Source organism: Amycolatopsis tolypomycina, assembly GCF_900105945.1.
Classification (GTDB): Bacteria; Actinomycetota; Actinomycetes; order Mycobacteriales; family Pseudonocardiaceae; genus Amycolatopsis; species Amycolatopsis tolypomycina.
The window spans coordinates 327,868-348,135 of record NZ_FNSO01000001.1; the positions used below are offsets into that span (position 1 = coordinate 327,868).

Here is a 20,268-nt window from a genome sequence, read left to right on the forward strand (position 1 = left end):
GAAACCATGCCCGAAACCACGCAGATGACCGAAGAGAACCTCCGCGGCCTGTTCGGCCGGATGACGGGGGACGAGAAGCACGGCTGGGCCGCGGCGTCGACGCTGCACGCGATCTGGGTGCTCTACGAGCGCGTGCTCAACGTGTCGCCGTCGACCATCGACGACCCCGGCCGCGACCGGTTCTACCTCTCCAAGGGCCACGGTCCGATGGCCTACTACGCGGTGCTCGCCGCCAAGGGCTTCATCGAGCCGGAGACGCTGGACACCTGGCGGCAGTGGGGTTCGCCGCTCGGCATGCACCCGGACCGCACCCTGGCCCCCGGCGTGGAGATCAGCGCCGGCTCGCTCGGCCACGGGCTCCCGCTCGGCGTCGGCACCGCGCTCGCGCTGCGGGCACAGGGCCGCGACGCCCGGGTCTTCGTCCTGATGGGCGACGGCGAGTTCGACGAGGGCAGCAACCACGAGACGATGGCCATCGCCGGCCGGCTCGGGCTCGACCGCCTCACCGCGATCGTCATCGACAACAAGACCGCCAGCCTCGGCTGGCCGGGCGGCATCGCCGGACGCTTCGAGCAGGAGGGCTGGGCCGCGACCACGGTCGACGGCCGTGACCACGACGAGCTGGAGAAGGCGCTGACCGGGGAGACCGACGGGCGGCCGCGGGCCGTCGTCGCGGAGATCCTCCCGCTCGAGGAAGGGAGCACCGCATGACCGCCCAGGTGACCAGGAAGCAGATGCGGACGGTCTTCGCCGAATCGGTGATCGAGTCCCTCGCCGCGGACCCGCGGGTGGTCATGCTGACCGCCGACATCTCGTCGTGGTTCTTCTGGGACGTCAAGAAGGAGTTCCCGGACCGCGTCCACAACTTCGGCATCCGCGAGCAGGCGATGATCGACATCGCCGGCGGCTTCGCGCTCGCCGGCCAGCGGCCGGTGGTGCACACGTACGCGCCGTTCCTGGTCGAGCGGCCGTTCGAGCAGCTCAAGATCGGCCTCGGCCACCAGGACGTCGGCGCGGTGCTGGTCAGCGTGGGCGCCTCCTACGACGACCCGTCGTGGGGCCGCACGCACCAGGCACCCGGCGACGTGGCCCTGCTGGACACGCTGCCGGGCTGGACGGTGCACGTCCCGGGCCACGAGGACGAGGTGGCGCCCTTGCTGGCGGCGGCGATCGCCGGTGACAACCGCGTCTACGTCCGGCTGTCCGAGCGCGCGAACAGCGAATCCGTGCCGGTGTCGTCCGGGTTCACGGTGCTGCGCCAGGGCCGCGCGGGCGTGGTCGTCGCGGTCGGCCCGGTCCTGGACCAGGTCCTGGCGGCCACGGCGACGACGGACGTGACCGTGCTGTACGCGTCGACGATCCGCCCGTTCGACCACGCCGGCCTGCGCGCGGCGGTCGGCGCGGCGGCCCCGAACGTCGTGCTGGTCGAGCCGTACCTGCGCGGCACGTCGGCGTTCGAGGTGACGGAAGCGCTGGCCGACGTCCCCCACCGCCTGCGCTCGTTCGGCACGTGGCGCGACCGCGAGGCCCGCGTCTACGGCACGGCCGAGGAACACGACCGCCTGTTCGGCGTCGACGCCGAGTCACTGGCGGACTCGATCGCCCGCTTCGTCGCCTGACGAGCGGCCCCCACCGGCGCCACGCCGCACCGCGAACCCCCAGGCGGTGCGGCGTGGAGCCGTTTCGCCGTGTCGGGATGCCCCCAATGTGGCGTTCGGTGCGTCCAGCGCACCCAATGTGGCGTTCGGTGCGTTGGACGCAACCAACGCCACATTGAGGTTTTCTCAGTAGGGCTGGGCTCGGGTGGGCGTGTTGGCGTGGGATGAGGCGTGGGGCCCCTGGTAGGACTGGATTTGCGAAGATCGAATCCTAGAGTTCCAGAGGCCCCACGTGATCCATTATGGTGCCACCCTCGATGTGGCGCGTGAACTGGTCTGGTTCGTTGCCCGTGTCCTGCACACCGAGCGTCGGCGGCGTGGCACCCGCCGGGGCCGGCGCGCGTTGACCCCGTACTGGCAGGCGGTGCTGGTGCTGCGCTGGTTCCGCGACGCCACCCCCCTGCACCGGCTGGCGGCCGACCATCGCATCAGCGTCGCCACCGCCTACCGCTACCTGCACGAAGCGATCACCGCCCTCGCCGCCCAGGCCCCGGACCTGCATCAGGTCCTGCGCGAGCGCCACACCCGAGGTGACACACACGTGATCCTGGACGGCACCCTGATCCCGTGTGACCGGGTCGCGGCCACCACGATCAAAACCAAAGGTAAGAACCGTGGCCGGATCGTGCACCTGTGGTACTCGGGCAAGCACCGCGCCTTCGGCGGGAACATCCAGTTCCTGGCCAGCCCCGACGGGTTCCCGCTGTGGGTCTCGGCGGTGCTGCCCGGCTCCCGCAACGACCTCTCCGCCGCCCGCGACCACGGAATCGTCGGCGCGTTGACCGCCGCCGCCGGCCAGGGCCTGAGAACTCTGGCCGACAAGGCCTACCACGCCGCCGGGATCGGCATCCTCACCCCGTTCAAGAAAACCGCAGGTCAACCACCCCTCAACGCCCGGCAACGGGTCCACAACCTGCTGCACGCCCGGGCCCGCGCCCTGGGTGAACGCGCCATGGCACTCCTCAAAACCCGCTGGTCAGCACTCCAACGAATCACCCTCTGCCCCCACCGCATCGGCCACATCGTCCAAGCAGCCCTCGTCCTCACCCACCACGAACACCACGTGAGCTTCCCCCCGTTCGCCGGACACGGCGGGTGTGGGGTCAGGGTGCCGCGTGTGGTGGCTGGTTGAGGGCCTCAAACGTGGCGGGGCTGTGCATCCCGATCTTGGAATGTCTCCGCTTCGGGTTGTACCAGCACTCTATCCATTCGAATATCGCATTGGCAAGTTCGTCTCGGTTTTTCCACGTTCTCGAGTCGAGAAGTTCAAGCTGAAGAGTGCCCCAGAACGATTCCATCATGGCATTGTCGTAACAGTCGCCGACTGTGCCCATGGACGCGAGCAGTCCGGCATTGCGGAGACGTTGCCCGAATGCCCACGAGGTATATTGCGAGCCGTGGTCGGAATGTAGAATGGTGGTGTCGTTTTCCGGCTGGCGGCGCAGGATGGCCATACCGAGGGCGTCGGTGACCAGTTCGGTGCGCATATGGCCGGCGATGGACCAGCCGATGATGAGCCGGGAATAGGCGTCCATGACCGCGGCGCAGTAGACCCGGCCCTCCTCGGTGGGGTGTTCGGTGATGTCGGTGATCCACAACCGGTCCGGGGCGTCGACGGTGAACTGGCGGTTGACCAGGTCGGCGCTGGGTTGCCCGGCCGGGTCACGGACTGTGGTGTGGTGCCGGCGGCGCCGGTAGAGGCCCTGGATCCCGGCCTCGCGCATGAGCCGCTCGACCCGTTTGAGGTTGACCGGCATCCCCAGACCGAGCATGAGTTCGGCGTGCACGCGCGGTGAGCCGTAGGTGCCGCGGGAATCGGCGTGGATCTGTTCGATGTGTTTCAGCAGTACCGTGTTCTCCGCCTCTCGGGTCGAGGGCGGCCGGTCGCGCCATTCGTAGTATCCGGAGCGGGACACGTTCAATACCCGGCAGGCCACCGTGACGTCGATACCGTCCGCGGCGAGTTCACAGACCAGCGGGAAGGTTACTTTGGGAGGATGTTCTCCCGCGCGAAGTACGCCGCCGCGCGTTTCAGGATCTCATTCTCCATCTCAAGCTGCCGGTTCTTCCGGCGCAGCTCGGCAAGCTCCTTCTTCTCCGCACTGGTCAGCTTTGTGGTTGAGCCGTTCTCGTCGGCGTCGGCCTGGGCCATCCAGTTGCGCAGGCAGGACTCGCTGATCCCCAGGTCCTTGGCCAGCGCGGCGACCGGTTTGTCGCCGAGGCGGGCCAGCTCGACGGCGCGCTGACGGAACTCAGGCGGGTGTGGTGCAGGCATCGGAACATCCTCCCTGGTGACCATCGGTCATCTCAGGTCAGGTGTCCGGACAACCGGGGGAAGCTCAACGGCCGCTACTGAGAAAACCTCATTGGGGCGCTTGGCGTCCGCAGCGCGTGAAGGCCCGGACCGCCGGCTGCGGTCCGGGCCCTGGCCCTCTGTGTCCTAGACGAGTAATGCGTAAGTTTGGGTGGTGGCTGGAGATGGGCGAAGGGTGTTCAAGATCGGTTTGTGACGACAGACCTGAACACCCTTCTCACCGCACTCTACGTCAAGATCGACGACCACCTCGCCGGCAGGCGGCGGGTGGGCAGGCCGCCGAAGCTGACCGACGCGGAGCTGGTGACCTTGGCCGTGGCCCAGGCGTTGCTGGGGTTCACCTCCGAGGCCCGCTGGCTGCGGTTCCTGCCCGCCCGGATGCCCGGCGCGTTCCGCTATCTGCCTGGCCAGTCCGGCTACAACCGTCGGCTGCGTGCCGCGTTGCCGCTGGTCAAGCAGGTCATGCGCTGGCTGGCGGCGGACACCGACCTGTGGACCGACACCACCTGGATCGTGGACTCCACCCCGGTCGAATGCGGTCGCTCCCGACCCACGGTCCAGCGTTCGGAGCTGGCCGGCTGGGCAAAGTATGGCTTCTGCCGCTCACACTCGCGCTGGTTCTGGGGACTGCGGCTGCATCTGGTCTGCACCCCGGCCGGACTCCCGGTCGCCTGGGCGCTGGCCGACCCGAAGGTCGACGAGCGGCAGGTGCTCATGGCCATCTGCGACCACGAACCCCACCTGCTCACCGAACGTCCGGGGCTGCTGATCATCGCCGACAAGGGCTACGTCTCCGCGGAACTGGACCGCTTCCTGGCCGAGCGCGGGGTCCGGCTGATCCGGCCGTCCTACCGCAACCGCAAGCCGCATCCCGGTGAGCCGCTGCTCAAGTCCATCCGCCAGCTCATCGAGTCGGTCAACGACACCCTCAAGGGCCAGCTGAACCTGGAACAGCACGGTGGACGCACCATCGAAGGCGTCGGCGTCCGCGTCGCCCAACGCCTCCTGGCCCTCACCGCCGCCATCTGGCACAACCGCGCCACCGGCCAACCCATCACCCGATCACTGACCGCCTACGACCACTGACCGAGTTACGCATTACTCGTCTAGGGGGCGTCCCAGGCGATCGGCAGGGAGTGCACCCCGTACGTCAGCATGTCGTTGCGCAGCGGGACCTCCTCCGGCGGCACGGCCAGCCGGAGGTTCGGCAGGCGGCGCAGCAGTTCCGCGTACCCCGCCTGCATCTCCATCCGGGCCAGCTGCTGGCCGAGGCACTGGTGGACGCCGTGGCCGAAGGCCAGGTGCGGGCCGCGGGGTCGGGTCAAGTCCAGGTCCGGGTCCGGCCACTGCCGCTGGTCGCGGTTGGTGGCCACCACCGACACGACCACCGTCGAGCCGGCCGGGATGTGCTCGCCGGCGAACTCCAGGTCCTCCTTGGCGAACCGGAAGATCCCCGGGTTCACCACGGACAGGTAGCGCAGCAGCTCCTCGACGGCGTCGGCGATGCGGTCCGGGTCGTCCCGCAGCGTGGCGAGCTGTGCCGGGCGCTGCAGCAGCACGAAGATGCCGAGCCCCAGCATGCTCGCGGTCGTGTCGTAGCCGGCGATGAGCAGCAGGTTCGCGATGTTGATCAGCTCGTCGTCGGTGAGCGCGGGGTCGGCGCCGGCGTGGTGGATCAGGCCGGAGAGGAGGTCACCCGCCGGGTTCCGGCGCTTGTCCTCGACCAGCTCCTGCATGAACGCGCGCAGGGCGTCGGCGTTCTTCACCGCCTCCGCGACCGGCTGGTTCATCTGCAGCAGTGCGGCCGCACGCTGCTGGAACTCCGCCCGGGCCTCGTACCGCACGCCGAGCAGCTCGCAGATCATCAGCGAGGGCGCGGGGAACGCGAACTCCGTCATCAGGTCGGCGGTGGTGCCGCCGGCCAGCATGGCGTCCACCCGGCCGGCGACGATTTCGTCGATCCGGGCGCCGAGCTCGCGGATCCGGCGCACGGTGAACTGCCCGGTGAGCAGTTTCCGGTACCGGGTGTGCTCCGGCGGGTCCATGTTGATGAACGACCCGGCGCGCGCCTTGTCGTCGCGCAGGCGTTCACGGAATTCGGGCGACAGCTCCTTGAACCGCGGGTGGTACTGGAACCGGTCGGAAGAGAACCGCGGGTCCGAAAGCACCGCGCGCGCTTCTTCGTATCCGGAAACCAGCCAGAACGGGTCGCCCGCGGCGAGGGTCGCCTTGGCGACCGGTCCCCGCTCGGCCACGGCCACCAATGCGGGTGGGACGTGGAACGGATCTTCGCGCCGGACGAATTCCGGTGGCAGCGGTGAGCGCAGCGATTCGTTGCTCGGCGCGTTTTCGGTCACGTTGGTCGTCACTGCGACGGAACTCCATTCCCGGTTCGCCGGATAAGCCTCGGTGCGGAGCCTAGGTTCCGGATGGCCGGCCGGGCATCCCCTGGTCTGATAGGTCACCGGGCGCAACTATCAACGTGGGTGTGGTGCCGCGTCGGGCGGCGTCGACAGCATGGGGTGGTCCGGCCCCCCTGAAGAGCGAGGTGTGTCCCGTGCCCGACGTCCTGCTGCTGAACGGTCCCAACCTGGGTGTGCTGGGCCGGCGCGAGCCGGAGATCTACGGCACCGACACGCTGGCCGACATCGAAAAGGCGGTCGCCGAGGAGGTGCGTCCCCGCGGCTGGGACGTCGTGTCGGTGCAGCGTGACGGCGAAGGCGAGCTGGTCGGCGCGATCCACGCGCACCGCGACACGACGGTCGGCGCCATCGTCAACCCCGGCGCGCTGATGATCGCCGGCTGGAGCCTGCGCGACGCGCTGGCGAGCTACGAGCCGCCGTGGGTGGAGGTCCACCTCAGCAACGTCTGGGCGCGCGAGCAGTTCCGCCACGAGTCGGTCATCGCTCCGCTGGCGAGTGGCGTGGTGGTCGGCCTCGGCGCGTTCGGCTACCGCCTCGCCGCGCGCGCCCTGCTGCACTTGTCCGCCGAATCGCCGAATGCGCTGGGCTGATCGCGCCATCGGCGCCGGTACCCCGGGTTCGGGGCATTCCGCGTAATGTCCCCGCGGACCTGGTAATTCGTTAGTGGTTCAGTCCACGGTTACCGTGAACATCCGTACGACCGTATGGTTTGTTGACTACTAACCGTTTGCGCGCTAGGCCAGCTGGCTGACGTGGCCGTCGTACTATCAGCAAATGTCCTTGTCAGGCAAGGAAAGTTCCCGCACAACCGCAATTCAGGAGATTGTGATCGGAGTCACACCGGCGGTGACGAGGCGTCAGTGCGGAGCTACTGTAGGCGCAGCAAGGTGTGAATCTTTAACATGTCAACCTGGGGAGGTTGGTGGGTGGCGCGCTCCTTTCGCGCCTTCTGGGGCGTCGCCACGCGTTGACAAACAAACTGCGTTCCGCGTGAACACCGACTTAACGCGGGGCGTATTACCTTCGAAGAACGGCCCCTGCGGGGACATTAGCCGTTCCTGCTCGGTGTCGTTGAATCCGCTGGAGCGCGGCGAGCCGCTGATCGTTTCCGCTTCGTCTATGCCTGGGGGATAGCCGATCGATGTTGGACGTACCAAACCTACAAATGCCACAGAATCCGTTCGCGGGGTTCGGTGATGATTTGATGCAGCGGTCGTGCGATACCGCTGGCTTCCTTCGCCGCTCCGCATCGTCGTGGTTCAACGGGCGGCTCGACGCGGGCTTGCACTGCGCCAAGGCGGCTGCCGCCGGCAATCGCCGGGAATCCGACGAACTTTCCCAGCTCGCCCAGTTCTGGTATGTCGGGTTGCTGATCAAGGCCCGGGACCTGGAAGCGGGCCGCCGGGTGCTGGACGCGGTGGACGCGGATCGGGGCGGGGCAGCCTCCGACCGGATGACCGCCGTGAAGCACAACGTCCGGGGCAGCCTGCTGTTCGCCATGGGCAGCGTCGACGACGCGATGGAAGAGATCAGCACCGGGCTGCGGATCGCCGAGAGCTGCGGCGACCGGTCGCTGCGGCCGCCCAGTTACGTGGTGCTGGCGCTCGGTGCGCTGCGCCGGGCGGACATGCGGGCGTGCCGCCACTTCGTCGACAAGCTGTCGGACGAGGCGCTGCTCGGGTACTTCGGGCAGGCGCCGGGGGCCTGGGTGGCCGCGCAGGCGGTCGAGGCCCGCAGCGGGGTGGAGAGCGCGGCGAGCCTCATCGCCGGCATCGTCACCAACCCGGTGGTGCTCCGGCAGCTGCTGGTGTCGGAACCGGCGGCGGCGTCCTGGCTGGTGCGCGCCTGCGTCAAGCTGGGCGCGCTCGACCTGGCGAAGGCCTCGGTCGAGGAGGCCGCGGCCCTGGCGGCCGAGCAGCCGGAGTTCAGCGTGATCCGCGGCTCGGCCCTGCACGCGGCAGGCCTCCTGGAGCAGGACCCGGCCAAGCTGCGCGAAGCGGCCGACATCCACCCCGACCGGTGGTGCACGGCGTCGGCGCGCGAGGACCTGGCGAGCCTGCTGGCCGTCCGGTGTTCCGAGCGCGACCGGACGATCCGCATCCTCGAGGCGGTCCTGGACACGTACACGGCGGTGAGCGCCACCCGCGACTCGGCCCGGGTGGTGAACAAGCTCCGCGAGTACGGCATCCGCCGCGGCACGACCCGGACGGTGGAGTGCGAAGGCCTCGTGCCCCACGGGTTGACGAACACGGAGTTCGCGGTCGCCGAGCTGGTCAGCCAGGGCCACACCAACAACGAGGTCGGCAGGCAGCTGTTCATTTCGAGACACACGGTGGCGTTCCACCTGAAGAAGGTGTTCCAGAAGATGAACATCACGTCGAGGGTCGAGCTGGCGGCGGCCTGGAAGGTGTTTTCGTAGCGTCTTGGCAGGAGCTGGTCGGCCGCAGTGGAGGGCGGCGCGACCGGACGAACCCACCACACCCTGCGGCCCCAGAGTCGTGGCGGCAGGGCGTGCGCGAGCGCCGCGGTGGAGGGCGGACGCGGGATCCGCCCTCCACCGGCGGCGCCCAAGGTGGGTGGGCCGCCTTATTACATGGACGCGCGTGGACGGACGCGGGTGCGACGGCTCGTTGGCCGGGCGACCGCCTCGGTGGCGCGACCTGCCTCGGGGCGCCGGCTGCGCCGCGGGTTCGGTCGTGTCGGCCCGCCCCGGCCGCGCCTACCCCTGCCCGCGGGGCTGTTTGCCGTGCGTGCTCGCTCTGGCTGCCCAGCCGCGCCCACCGGGCCCCCGGCGCGGGGCTGTTTGCCGTGCGTGCTCGCTTTGGCTGTCCAACTGCGCCCACCGGGCCCCCGGCGCGGGGCTGTTTGCCGTGCGTGCTCGCTTTGGCTGTCCAGCTGCGCCCACCGGGCCCCCGGCGCGGGGCTGTTTGCCGTGCGTGCTCGCTTTGGCTGTCCAGCTGCGCCCACCGGGCCCCCGGCGCGGGGCTATTGCCGAGCGCGCCCGCTCTGGCCGCCCCAGCCGCGCCCACCCGTGGCCGCGCCGACCGCACCCCCCGGGGCCCGCACCCACCCCCGGGCCCCGCACCCACCCCGGGCCCCGCGGTCACCCACCGACCGTGCCCACCGCGTCCAGAAGCGCCCCAGCCGCCCCATCGGCCCCACCACCCTCGCCCGCGCCACCACCCGTCGCGCCCCCCACCCCACCCCGGCAAGCGCTCTCCCGACCCCCTACGCCCCGAGCGAACCCCGAAAAATCCCGCCCCGACACACCGGCCTCAACTCCGCCCCGGTGGCCTTCGCCATACCCCCACCCCGCCCCGGAAACCCCAGGTAGAGCCCCCCAAGGTGGCATTACCGGCCGGTAGCTGGAATGATATTCGGCCGCTCACGCTCCGCTGACCCTCTTCCACGCTGCGCCAACCGGCGGGACCCCCGTGTGGCATCTTGACTGGAAGCGCCGGTGGGGTCACGCTTACTCCCGACGGCGAAACCGGGGCCCTTGCGGGAGGGACCTCCGGGTCGCCCGGAGGCATACCTGAAGACGTTGCGAAGCAGGCTGGGCCCCATCGGGAGCGCCCCCTGGACAAGCCGCGACGTTCGGGCTAGACTGCCTCTTTGCGCTGCCCTCTTTCAGGCTGCCCGGAGCCGGTAGTTAGGATAGTGGGCACACGGCACCCTTGACAGTCGCTGATAGCTGTTGCTATGGCGGCCGTCACCGCTCATTGTCCCCGGAAGGACGCATCTTGGCAGTCTCTCCCGCGAACCAGGCCACTGCTGCGACCAACTCGGCTGAATCTCGCTCGGAGGCCACGGGAATCCCCGGCGCGCCCAAGCGGGTTTCCTTCGCAAAGATTCGCGAACCCCTGAACACCCCCAACCTGCTCGACGTCCAGATCCAGTCGTTCCAGTGGTTCACCGGGGACGAAGCGTGGTTCCAGCGCCGTGTCGAGGAGGGTGAGGAGAACCCGGTCGGCGGCCTCGAAGAGGTCCTCAACGAGATCTCGCCGATCGAAGACTTCTCCGGTTCGATGTCCCTGTCCTTCTCCGCCCCGCGCTTCGACGAGGTCAAGGCCTCGATCGAAGAGTGCAAGGACAAGGACATGACGTACGCCGCCCCGCTGTTCGTCACGGCGGAGTTCGTCAACAACAACACGGGTGAGATCAAGAGCCAGACGGTCTTCCTCGGCGACTTCCCGGTGATGACCGACAAGGGCACCTTCGTCATCAACGGCACCGAGCGTGTCGTGGTGTCCCAGCTGGTCCGCTCCCCGGGCGTCTACTACTCCAAGGACATCGACAAGACCTCCGACAAGGACGTCTTCAGCGTCCGGGTCATCCCGAGCCGGGGTGCCTGGCTGGAGTTCGACGTCGACAAGCGCGACACCGTCGGCGTCCGCATCGACCGCAAGCGCCGCCAGCCCGTCACCGTGCTGCTGAAGGCGCTCGGCTGGACCACCGAGGCGATCCGCGAGCGCTTCTCCTTCTCGGAGACGCTGCTGGCCACCCTCGAGAAGGACCACACCGCCGGCACCGACGAGGCGCTGCTCGACATCTACCGCAAGCTCCGCCCGGGCGAACCGCCCACGAAGGAGAGCGCGCAGACCCTGCTGGAGAACCTGTTCTTCAAGGCGAAGCGCTACGACCTGGCCAAGGTCGGCCGGTACAAGGTCAACAAGAAGCTGGGCCTGTCGACGCCGATCGACAACGGGACGCTGACCGAAGAGGACATCGTCACGATCATCGAGTACCTGGTCCGGCTGCACGCCGGCGAGGACAAGATGGACGCGGCGAACGGCACCGAGATCCCGGTCGAGACCGACGACATCGACCACTTCGGCAACCGCCGCATCCGCACCGTCGGCGAGCTGATCCAGAACCAGATCCGGGTCGGCCTGTCGCGCACCGAGCGCGTCGTCCGCGAGCGCATGACCACGCAGGACGTCGAGGCGATCACCCCGCAGACCCTGATCAACATCCGCCCGATCGGCGCGGCGATCAAGGAGTTCTTCGGCACCTCGCAGCTGTCGCAGTTCATGCAGCAGACGAACCCGATCGACGGCCTGACCCACAAGCGCCGCCTCAACGCGCTGGGCCCGGGTGGTCTGTCGCGTGAGCGCGCCGGCATGGAGGTCCGCGACGTCCACCCGTCGCACTACGGCCGGATGTGCCCGATCGAGACGCCGGAAGGCCCGAACATCGGCCTGATCGGCTCGCTCTGCTCCTACGCGCGGGTCAACCCGTTCGGCTTCATCGAGACGCCGTACCGCAAGGTCGTCGAGGGCCGGGTCACCGACCAGATCGACTACCTGACGGCCGACGAGGAAGACCGCTACGTCAAGGCCCAGGCCAACGCGCCGATCGACGACGACGGCAACTTCGTCGAAGACCGGGTCATGGCCCGCCGCAAGGGTGGCGAGGTCGAGCTGATCGACCCGCTCGACATCGACTACATGGACGTGTCGCCGCGGCAGATGGTCTCGATCGCGACGGCGATGATCCCGTTCCTCGAGCACGACGACGCGAACCGCGCGCTGATGGGCGCGAACATGCAGCGTCAGGCCGTGCCGCTGCTCCGCAGCCAGGCGCCGTACGTCGGCACCGGCGTGGAGCTGCGCGCCGCGATCGACTCCGGCGACATGCTGGTCGCCGAGCAGTCGGGCGTGGTCGAGGAGCTGTCGGCCGACCTCATCACGGTCATGCACGACGACGGCACGCGGAAGGCCTACAGCCTCTACAAGTTCCGCCGCTCGAACCACGGCACCTGCTTCAACCACCGCCCGATCGTCAACGAGGGCGACCGGGTCGAAGCCGGTCAGGTCATCGCCGACGGCCCGTCCACCGAAAACGGTGAGGTCGCCCTCGGCAAGAACCTGCTGGTCGCGGTCATGCCGTGGGAGGGCCACAACTACGAGGACGCGATCATCCTCTCCGAGCGCCTGGTGCAGGACGACGTGCTGACGTCGATCCACATCGAGGAGCACGAGATCGACGCCCGCGACACCAAGCTGGGCGCCGAGGAGATCACCCGGGACATCCCGAACGTCTCCGAGGAGGTCCTGGCCGACCTCGACGAGCGCGGCATCATCCGCATCGGTGCCGAGGTCCGCGACGGCGACATCCTGGTCGGCAAGGTCACGCCGAAGGGCGAGACCGAGCTGACCCCGGAGGAGCGCCTGCTCCGCGCGATCTTCGGCGAGAAGGCCCGCGAAGTCCGCGACACCTCGCTGAAGGTGCCGCACGGCGAGACCGGCAAGGTCATCGGCATCCGGGTGTTCTCCCGCGAGGACGACGACGAGCTGCCCCCGGGCGTCAACGAGCTGGTCCGCGTCTACGTGGCCCAGAAGCGCAAGATCCAGCCGGGCGACAAGCTCGCCGGCCGGCACGGCAACAAGGGTGTCATCGGCAAGATCCTGCCGGTCGAGGACATGCCGTTCATGGAGGACGGCACCCCGGTCGACATCATCCTGAACACCCACGGTGTGCCGCGTCGTATGAACATCGGCCAGATCCTCGAGCTGCACCTGGGCTGGCTGGCGTCGCAGGGCTGGACGATCGAGGGCGACCCGGACTGGGCGAAGAACCTGTCGCCCGAGCTCCGCGACGTCGAGCCCGGCACGAACACCGCCACCCCGGTGTTCGACGGTGCGAAGGAAGAGGAGCTCACCGGGCTGCTCGCCAGCACGAAGCCGAACCGCGACGGCGAGCGGATGGTGAAGGAGAACGGGAAGGCCAACCTGTTCGACGGCCGCTCCGGCGAGCCGTACCCGTACCCGGTGTCCGTCGGCTACATGTACATCCTGAAGCTGCACCACCTGGTCGACGACAAGATCCACGCCCGCTCCACCGGTCCGTACTCGATGATCACGCAGCAGCCGCTGGGTGGTAAGGCGCAGTTCGGTGGCCAGCGCTTCGGTGAGATGGAGTGCTGGGCGATGCAGGCGTACGGCGCCGCCTACACGCTGCAGGAGCTGCTGACGATCAAGTCGGACGACGTGGTCGGCCGCGTCAAGGTGTACGAGGCCATCGTCAAGGGGGAGAACATCCCCGAGCCGGGCATCCCGGAGTCGTTCAAGGTGCTCCTCAAGGAGCTCCAGTCGCTGTGCCTCAACGTCGAGGTGCTCTCCAGCGACGGTGCGGCGATCGAGATGCGCGACTCCGACGACGAGGACCTCGAGCGCGCCGCGGCGAACCTCGGCATCAACCTGTCCCGCAACGAGTCGCCCTCGGTGGACGACGTCGTGCACTGACCGGAGCTGAGGCGGGACCTGCCTCCCGTGGGTCCCGCCTCGCCCGCCGACCCCTCTCTAGCCGAAACAACCCCAAGGGGATTCAGACGTGCTGGACGTCAACTTTTTCGATGAGCTCCGCATTGGTCTCGCCACGGCCGACGACATCCGTCAGTGGTCGTACGGCGAGGTCAAGAAGCCGGAGACCATCAACTACCGGACGCTCAAGCCCGAGAAGGACGGCCTCTTCTGCGAGAAGATCTTCGGCCCGACCCGGGACTGGGAGTGCTACTGCGGCAAGTACAAGCGCGTCCGCTTCAAGGGCATCATCTGTGAGCGCTGCGGCGTCGAGGTGACCCGTGCCAAGGTTCGCCGTGAGCGGATGGGCCACATCGAGCTGGCCGCCCCGGTCACCCACATCTGGTACTTCAAGGGTGTTCCGTCCCGCCTGGGCTACCTCCTGGACCTGGCGCCGAAGGACCTCGAGAAGATCATCTACTTCGCTGCTTACGTCATCACCGGCGTGAACACGGAGCTGCGCCACAACGACCTGCCGACCCTCGAGAACGAGATCGGTGTCGAGCGCAAGAACCTCGAGACCAAGCGTGACGCGGACATCGAGGCCCGCGCGCAGAAGCTCGAAGCCGACCTGGCCGCGCTGGAGGCGGAGGGCGCCAAGTCCGACGTCCGCCGCAAGGTCAAGGAGGGCGGCGAGCGCGAGATGCGTCAGCTGCGCGACCGCGCCGGCCGCGAGCTCGACCGCCTCGAGGAGGTCTGGACGACCTTCACGAAGCTCGACACCCGCCAGCTGATCGCCGACGAGCTGCTCTACCGCGAGCTCGTCGACCGCTACGGCGAGTACTTCACCGGCGGCATGGGCGCGGAGGCCATCCAGAAGCTGGCCACCGAGTTCGACGTCAACGCCGAGGCCGAGAGCCTGCGCGACACCATCCGCAACGGCAAGGGGCAGAAGAAGCTCCGCGCGCTGAAGCGGCTCAAGGTCGTCGCGGCCTTCCAGGCCACCGGCAACGACCCGCGCGGCATGGTGCTCGACGCCGTCCCGGTCATCCCGCCGGACCTGCGCCCGATGGTGCAGCTGGACGGTGGCCGCTTCGCGACGTCGGACCTGAACGACCTGTACCGCCGGGTCATCAACCGGAACAACCGCCTCAAGCGGCTGATCGACCTCGGCGCGCCCGAGATCATCGTCAACAACGAGAAGCGGATGCTGCAGGAGGCCGTCGACGCGCTGTTCGACAACGGCCGCCGCGGGCGTCCGGTCACCGGCCCGGGCAACCGGCCGCTGAAGTCGCTGTCCGACCTCCTCAAGGGCAAGCAGGGCCGGTTCCGCCAGAACCTGCTCGGCAAGCGAGTCGACTACTCGGGCCGTTCGGTCATCATCGTCGGCCCGCAGCTGAAGCTGCACCAGTGCGGCCTGCCGAAGGACATGGCGCTCGAGCTGTTCAAGCCGTTCGTCATGAAGCGGCTGGTCGACCTGAACCACGCGCAGAACATCAAGTCCGCCAAGCGGATGGTGGAGCGCTCGCGGCCGCAGGTGTGGGACGTGCTGGAAGAGGTCATCACCGGCCACCCGGTGATGCTGAACCGTGCGCCGACCCTGCACCGCCTCGGCATCCAGGCCTTCGAGCCGCAGCTGGTCGAAGGCAAGGCCATCCAGCTGCACCCGCTGGTCTGCGAGGCGTTCAACGCGGACTTCGACGGTGACCAGATGGCGGTGCACCTGCCGCTGTCGGCCGAGGCGCAGGCCGAGGCCCGGATCCTGATGCTGTCGGCGAACAACATCCTGTCGCCGGCGTCGGGCCGCCCGCTCGCCATGCCGCGACTGGACATGGTCACCGGCCTGTTCCACCTGACCCGGCTCACCGAGACGGCCGAGGGCGCGGGCAACGCGTACTCGTCGCCGGCCGAGGCCATCATGGCCTTCGACCGCAAGGCGCTGAGCCTGCACGCCCCGGTCAAGATCCGCATCACCGACCGGCAGCCGGCCAAGGCCGACGAGCCGGCGCTCGCGGAGAAGGGCTGGGAGCCGGGCAAGGCGTGGCTGGCCGAGACGACCCTGGGCCGCGTGCTGTTCAACGAGCTGCTGCCGGCGGACTACCCGTTCATCAACGAGCCGATGCCGAAGAAGCGGCAGGCCGCGATCGTGAACGACCTCGCCGAGCGGTACTCGATGACCCAGGTCGCGCAGACCCTGGACCGGCTGAAGGACGCCGGTTTCTACTGGGCGACCCGGTCGGGCGTCACCGTCGCCATCTCGGACGTGCTCACCCCGGTGGGCAAGAAGGCCATCCTCGACGAGTACGAGGGCAAGGCCTCCCAGGTGGAGAAGCGCTACCAGCGCGGTCAGCTGTCGCACGCCGAGCGCAACAACGAGCTCGTCAAGGTGTGGACGCAGGCCACCGAAGAGGTCCACAAGATCATGGAGACGGCGCTGCCGGACGACAACCCGATCGCCATGATCGTGAAGTCGGGCGCCGCCGGTAACATGACGCAGGTCCGGTCGCTGGCCGGGATGCGTGGCCTGGTGTCGAACCCGAAGGGTGAGTACATCCCGCGTCCGATCAAGGCCAACTTCCGTGAGGGCCTGTCGGTGGCGGAGTACTTCATCGCGACGCACGGTGCCCGGAAGGGCCTGGCGGACACGGCGCTCCGCACCGCCGACTCGGGTTACCTGACCCGGCGTCTGGTGGACGTCTCGCAGGACGTCATCGTCCGCGAGATCGACTGCGGCACCACCCGCGGCATCATGATGCCGATCGGCGAGGACATCGGCGACGGCAAGGTCCTGCGCGACCAGCACGTCGAGACCTCCGTGTACGCGCGGAACCTCGCGACGGACGCGGTGGACGCCAAGGGCAACGTCGTGCTGAACGCCGGCGACGACCTGGGCGACCCGGCCATCGAGAAGCTGCTCGGCAGCGGCATCTCGAAGGTCAAGGTCCGCTCGGTGCTGACCTGTGAGTCGGCCGTCGGTATCTGCGCGACCTGCTACGGCCGCTCGATGGCGACCGGTCAGCTCGTCGACGTCGGCGAGGCGGTGGGTATCGTCGCCGCCCAGTCGATCGGTGAGCCGGGTACGCAGCTGACGATGCGTACGTTCCACCAGGGTGGTGTGGCCGGTGACGACATCACGACCGGTCTGCCGCGTGTCCAGGAGCTGTTCGAGGCCCGCGTCCCGAAGGGCAAGGCGCCCATCGCCGACGTCGACGGCCGCGTGCGGATCGAGGAGAGCGAGCGGTTCTGGAAGATCACCCTCATCCCGGACGACGGGGGCGAGGAGATCGTCTTCGACAAGCTGTCCAAGCGGCAGCGGCTCGCGAACACCCCGAACGGCCCGCTGGGCGACGGTGACCACGTGCACGTCGGTCAGCAGCTGCTCGAGGGCACGCCGGACCCGCACGAGGTCCTGCGGGTCATGGGGCCGCGCGAGGCGCAGATCCACCTGGTGGACGAGGTCCAGAAGGTGTACCGCGCCCAGGGTGTGTCGATCCACGACAAGCACATCGAGGTCATCGTCCGGCAGATGCTGCGCCGGGTGACGATCATCGACTCCGGTGCCACGGACTTCCTGCCGGGCGAGCTGCCCGAGCGGACCAAGTTCGAGGCGACGAACCGGGCCGCGGTCGCCGAGGGCGGCGAGCCGGCTTCGGGCCGTCCGGTGCTGATGGGGATCACGAAGGCGTCGCTCACCACGGACTCGTGGCTGTCGGCGGCGTCGTTCCAGGAGACCACGCGAGTCCTGACCGACGCGGCCATCAACGGCCGCTCGGACAAGCTCGTGGGCCTCAAGGAGAACGTGATCATCGGTAAGCTGATCCCGGCCGGTACGGGCATCAACCGGTACCGCAACATCCAGGTGCAGCCGACCGAGGAGGCCCGGGTCGCGGCGTACGCGATCCCGTCCTACGACGACGGCTACTACACCCCGGACGTGTTCGGGACGGGCACCGGTGCCGCGGTCCCGCTGGACGACTACGACTTCGGCCGCGACTTCCGCTGACGAGGTTTTTGACGAGAAAGGCCCCCGCCGGGTTTCCGGCGGGGGCCTTTCCTCCTTTTGTCACCTGATCGGGTATTCACCCGCCCGGATGCGGCTAGAGTGAGCCGGTTCACGCGGTTCGGGGGCTTTGCGCGTTTCCAACGGGTAATCAGGGGTGACTGTTCGTGAACACATCCAGAGGCGCGAGATCCGTCGCGCGCATCTTCGCCGCACTGACGGCCGCGGCCGTGCTGACCAGCGCGTTCGCCGGCCCGGCGGCCGCGGAGGACCCGGCGCCGACACCGACGTCGACCGCGCCGTCCACAGTGCCATCCCCGTCGGAGGCGCCGCCCAGTTCGGAAGTGCCACCGCCGAGTTCGACCCAGCCGGAGAGCAAGCCCGCGGCGGCGCAGCCGCAGGACGATCCCGTTCCGCAGCCGGATCTCGACGTTTCGTTCGACATCGCGGATTCGTACCCGACCAATGCGGACGTCCACTTCACCATCAAGATCCACAACCCGCGCAGCGTGCCCGCCGAGGGGCTGCAGGTCGCCCAGTGGTTCGACAAGCCCGACGACCTCGTGGTCCCGTTCATCGACGGCTGGGGCCCGCTCAGCGGGAAGCCCGGGGTGACGCTGCAGCCGGGCGAGACCTTCACCCAGGCGGTCGTCGGGCAGCTCCAGGACATCAGCCAGGACCACGCGAACCTGCGCGGCTTCGTCTACGACAAGGACGGCCACGGCGTCGCCCCCGGCTTCGACATCCCGATCAAGCTCGAGAAGACGCCCGGGCACGCGACCGGCGTCGTGTACGGCGACGCGAACGGCAACGGCACGTTCGACGCCGGCGAGGAGCTGACCGGCATCACGCTCACCTTGCGGTACAGCTCCCTCACCTACCAGGCGACGAGCGGCAAGGGCGGGCACTTCGACTTCGGCGAGATCCCGGCGGCCAAGTACCACTTCGGCGGGGACGTGCTCGGCGGGTGGCTGTTCCCGTTCCAGAACATCGAGGTCGGAGCGGACACGGAGCTGCTCGTCCGCGGGGCGCCGCCGCTCGACGGCAAGCTCACCGCGTCGATGGCCTTCACCCAGGACAGCTACCAGGTCGGCGATCTGGCGCACGTCGCCGTGAAGCTGACGAACTCCGGCTCGGTGCCGCTCACCGGCATCGTGGCCGAATGCGACCGCTTCGGTGCCTCGTACGCCCTGAAGGGCACGGGGCCGGCTGGGGCGACCTCGCCGGCGACGGGGTGCGGATCGCGCCGGGTGAGACCCGCACGATCGACGTCACCGAGCAGGTGCCGGCGGGCGCTCTCGACCGCGGCATCGTCACGGTGAGCTGCGACTTCGGCTACCGCGGCGTCGACCTCGACAACCACGCGCTCGCCCGCTGACGAGGCGTCGGTGCCCGGCGGCAAGGCGACCATCGTGGGTGACGTGGCCGTCTACGGTGAGCAGGGCGGGGTGAAGCAGGGCGTCGCCGGCACCAAGGTCGTGCTCGTGTCCGACGGGCACTGCCCGGTCACCGCCGAGCGGACGACCGACGCGAACGGGCACTTCGAGTTCCACGACGGGCGCCCGGGCCCGACTACCAGCTGTACCTCCTGCCGCCGAAGGGCTGGAAGATCAAGTACGAGAACCCGGCCGTGATCTACGTCCCGGTCCGGCCGAGCGGCCCGTCCAGGTGCGGATCGACGCGGAGGAAGGTGACGCGCCGCTGCGACGGTGCCGGTCAACCCGGCCGACTGCACGGCCGGCGCCCCCGACCACGACGACCGGTCCGGGCGGCGGCACGGGTGGCGGCCAGAGCGGCCCCTCCGGGCTGGCCAGCACCGGTGTCGACGCGCTCGGTCTCGGCGCACTGGCGCTGCTCGCCCTCGCGCTCGGCGGCGGCCTGGTGTTCGGCGCCCGCCGCCGTCGCTCGGCGTAACCAGGAACAGGGCGCCCCGTGGTCCACAATGGACCGCGGGCGCTTTCCGTTTCAGTGCAGGCTGCCCCGCGACCGGGAAGTCGAAGTAGGTGTCCGGAACGGTTCGCCGTTCAGGGTGAAGTGCCACCACTCCTCGGGCAGGTTGCGGAAGCCCGCCGCGGCCATCGTCGAACGCAGGAGGTCGCGGTGCTGCCTCGCGGCGCCGGAGATCGCCGGGTTGTCGGTGGCGAGCGGGTCGAAGCAGTCATAACCGGTGCCCATGTCGACGGTGTTGTCGGGGAACCGCTGGTCCCGCGGCGCGAAGCAGGGCACGAGCGGCTCGCCCGGGCGGTACGGCCGCTGGACCGGCGGCGGGATGCGCACGAGGGTGAGGTCCATCGTGCTGCCGCGGCTGTGCCCGGACTTCTCGGCGATGTACCCGTCGGCGAAGAGCCGGTCCTTGGCGACGTTCGGGTAGAACTCCGCCTTCATCTTCTCGTCGGCGAGGTCCTTGGCCCACCGCACGAAGTGGTCGACGGCCCGCTGCGGCCGGTAGCAGTCGTACACCTTGAGCGTGTACCCCTGCCGGACGACCTGGGCCTGCACCTTCCGCAGGCCTTCGGCGGCCTGCCGGGTCAGGATGCACATCGGACGGCGGTACCCGTCGATGCGCTGTCCGACGAAGTTGTGCGGCGTGTCGTAGCGGATGTCCTGCAGGATCGACGGCGCCACGTCG

The 20,268-nt window shown here is 68.9% G+C and carries 14 protein-coding genes and 1 pseudogene; 11 read left to right on the top strand and 4 right to left on the bottom strand.

What is annotated here, in order from left to right:
- Positions 1 to 6: 6 nt before the first annotated feature.
- The 3 genes and pseudogenes from BLW76_RS01485 to BLW76_RS01495 form a co-directional block, all read left to right on the top strand.
- On the top strand, positions 7 to 711 hold the full coding sequence (locus tag BLW76_RS01485; RefSeq protein WP_091304035.1) for a thiamine pyrophosphate-dependent enzyme: 705 nt from the start codon (positions 7 to 9) through the stop codon (positions 709 to 711).
- Positions 708 to 1,619, top strand: a complete 912-nt coding sequence (locus tag BLW76_RS01490) for a transketolase family protein (protein WP_091304036.1) — start codon at positions 708 to 710, stop codon at positions 1,617 to 1,619. The genes BLW76_RS01485 and BLW76_RS01490 overlap by 4 nt, the downstream gene beginning before the upstream one ends.
- A gap of 271 nt (positions 1,620 to 1,890) precedes the next feature.
- A pseudogene (locus BLW76_RS01495) lies at positions 1,891 to 2,715 on the top strand (HARBI1 family protein); the annotation flags it as partial.
- Positions 2,716 to 2,761: 46 nt separating this feature from the next.
- Here the strand turns inward: BLW76_RS01495 and BLW76_RS01500 are convergent.
- The gene (locus tag BLW76_RS01500; protein WP_143060522.1) at positions 2,762 to 3,634 is read right to left on the bottom strand and encodes an IS3 family transposase; all 873 of its coding nucleotides are present in this window, start codon (positions 3,632 to 3,634) and stop codon (positions 2,762 to 2,764) included.
- Between the two features lie 8 nt (positions 3,635 to 3,642).
- Entirely contained in the window at positions 3,643 to 3,933 is a 291-nt protein-coding gene (locus tag BLW76_RS01505; protein ID WP_167384425.1) for a transposase, read from the bottom strand.
- A 231-nt stretch (positions 3,934 to 4,164) separates the two neighbouring features.
- Between BLW76_RS01505 and BLW76_RS01510 the strand changes: the two genes are divergently transcribed.
- Entirely contained in the window at positions 4,165 to 5,058 is an 894-nt protein-coding gene (locus BLW76_RS01510) for an IS982 family transposase (RefSeq protein ID WP_091304040.1), read from the top strand.
- Positions 5,059 to 5,078: 20 nt separating this feature from the next.
- Here the strand turns inward: BLW76_RS01510 and BLW76_RS01515 are convergent, their stop codons facing one another.
- The gene (locus BLW76_RS01515) at positions 5,079 to 6,341 is read right to left on the bottom strand and encodes a cytochrome P450 (RefSeq protein ID WP_091304041.1); all 1,263 of its coding nucleotides are present in this window, start codon (positions 6,339 to 6,341) and stop codon (positions 5,079 to 5,081) included.
- Positions 6,342 to 6,529: 188 nt separating this feature from the next.
- On the opposite strand from BLW76_RS01515, the gene BLW76_RS01520 reads away from it, so the two are divergent.
- The 7 genes from BLW76_RS01520 to BLW76_RS49410 all read left to right on the top strand — a co-directional run bounded on the left by BLW76_RS01520 (position 6,530) and on the right by BLW76_RS49410 (position 19,553).
- Positions 6,530 to 6,985, top strand: coding sequence for a type II 3-dehydroquinate dehydratase (locus BLW76_RS01520; protein ID WP_091304042.1), 456 nt, complete (start codon positions 6,530 to 6,532; stop codon positions 6,983 to 6,985).
- Between the two features lie 776 nt (positions 6,986 to 7,761).
- Positions 7,762 to 8,814 (top strand): helix-turn-helix transcriptional regulator, encoded by a 1,053-nt coding sequence (locus BLW76_RS01525; protein ID WP_244170006.1) that lies wholly within the window; start codon positions 7,762 to 7,764, stop codon positions 8,812 to 8,814.
- Between the two features lie 1,324 nt (positions 8,815 to 10,138).
- Complete coding sequence (gene rpoB, locus BLW76_RS01530; RefSeq protein WP_091304044.1) at positions 10,139 to 13,642, top strand: DNA-directed RNA polymerase subunit beta; 3,504 nt, start codon at positions 10,139 to 10,141, stop codon at positions 13,640 to 13,642.
- A gap of 88 nt (positions 13,643 to 13,730) precedes the next feature.
- Positions 13,731 to 17,642, top strand: coding sequence for a DNA-directed RNA polymerase subunit beta' (locus BLW76_RS01535; RefSeq protein WP_091304045.1), 3,912 nt, complete (start codon positions 13,731 to 13,733; stop codon positions 17,640 to 17,642).
- A 164-nt stretch (positions 17,643 to 17,806) separates the two neighbouring features.
- Positions 17,807 to 18,961 (top strand): hypothetical protein, encoded by a 1,155-nt coding sequence (locus BLW76_RS49400; protein ID WP_244170007.1) that lies wholly within the window; start codon positions 17,807 to 17,809, stop codon positions 18,959 to 18,961.
- A 66-nt stretch (positions 18,962 to 19,027) separates the two neighbouring features.
- Complete coding sequence (locus tag BLW76_RS49405; protein WP_244170008.1) at positions 19,028 to 19,273, top strand: hypothetical protein; 246 nt, start codon at positions 19,028 to 19,030, stop codon at positions 19,271 to 19,273.
- A gap of 34 nt (positions 19,274 to 19,307) precedes the next feature.
- Positions 19,308 to 19,553, top strand: a complete 246-nt coding sequence (locus BLW76_RS49410) for a hypothetical protein (RefSeq protein WP_244170009.1) — start codon at positions 19,308 to 19,310, stop codon at positions 19,551 to 19,553.
- A gap of 51 nt (positions 19,554 to 19,604) precedes the next feature.
- Here the strand turns inward: BLW76_RS49410 and BLW76_RS01545 are convergent.
- A partial coding sequence (locus BLW76_RS01545; RefSeq protein WP_244170010.1) for a M15 family metallopeptidase occupies positions 19,605 to 20,268 on the bottom strand: 664 nt, incomplete at its 5' end.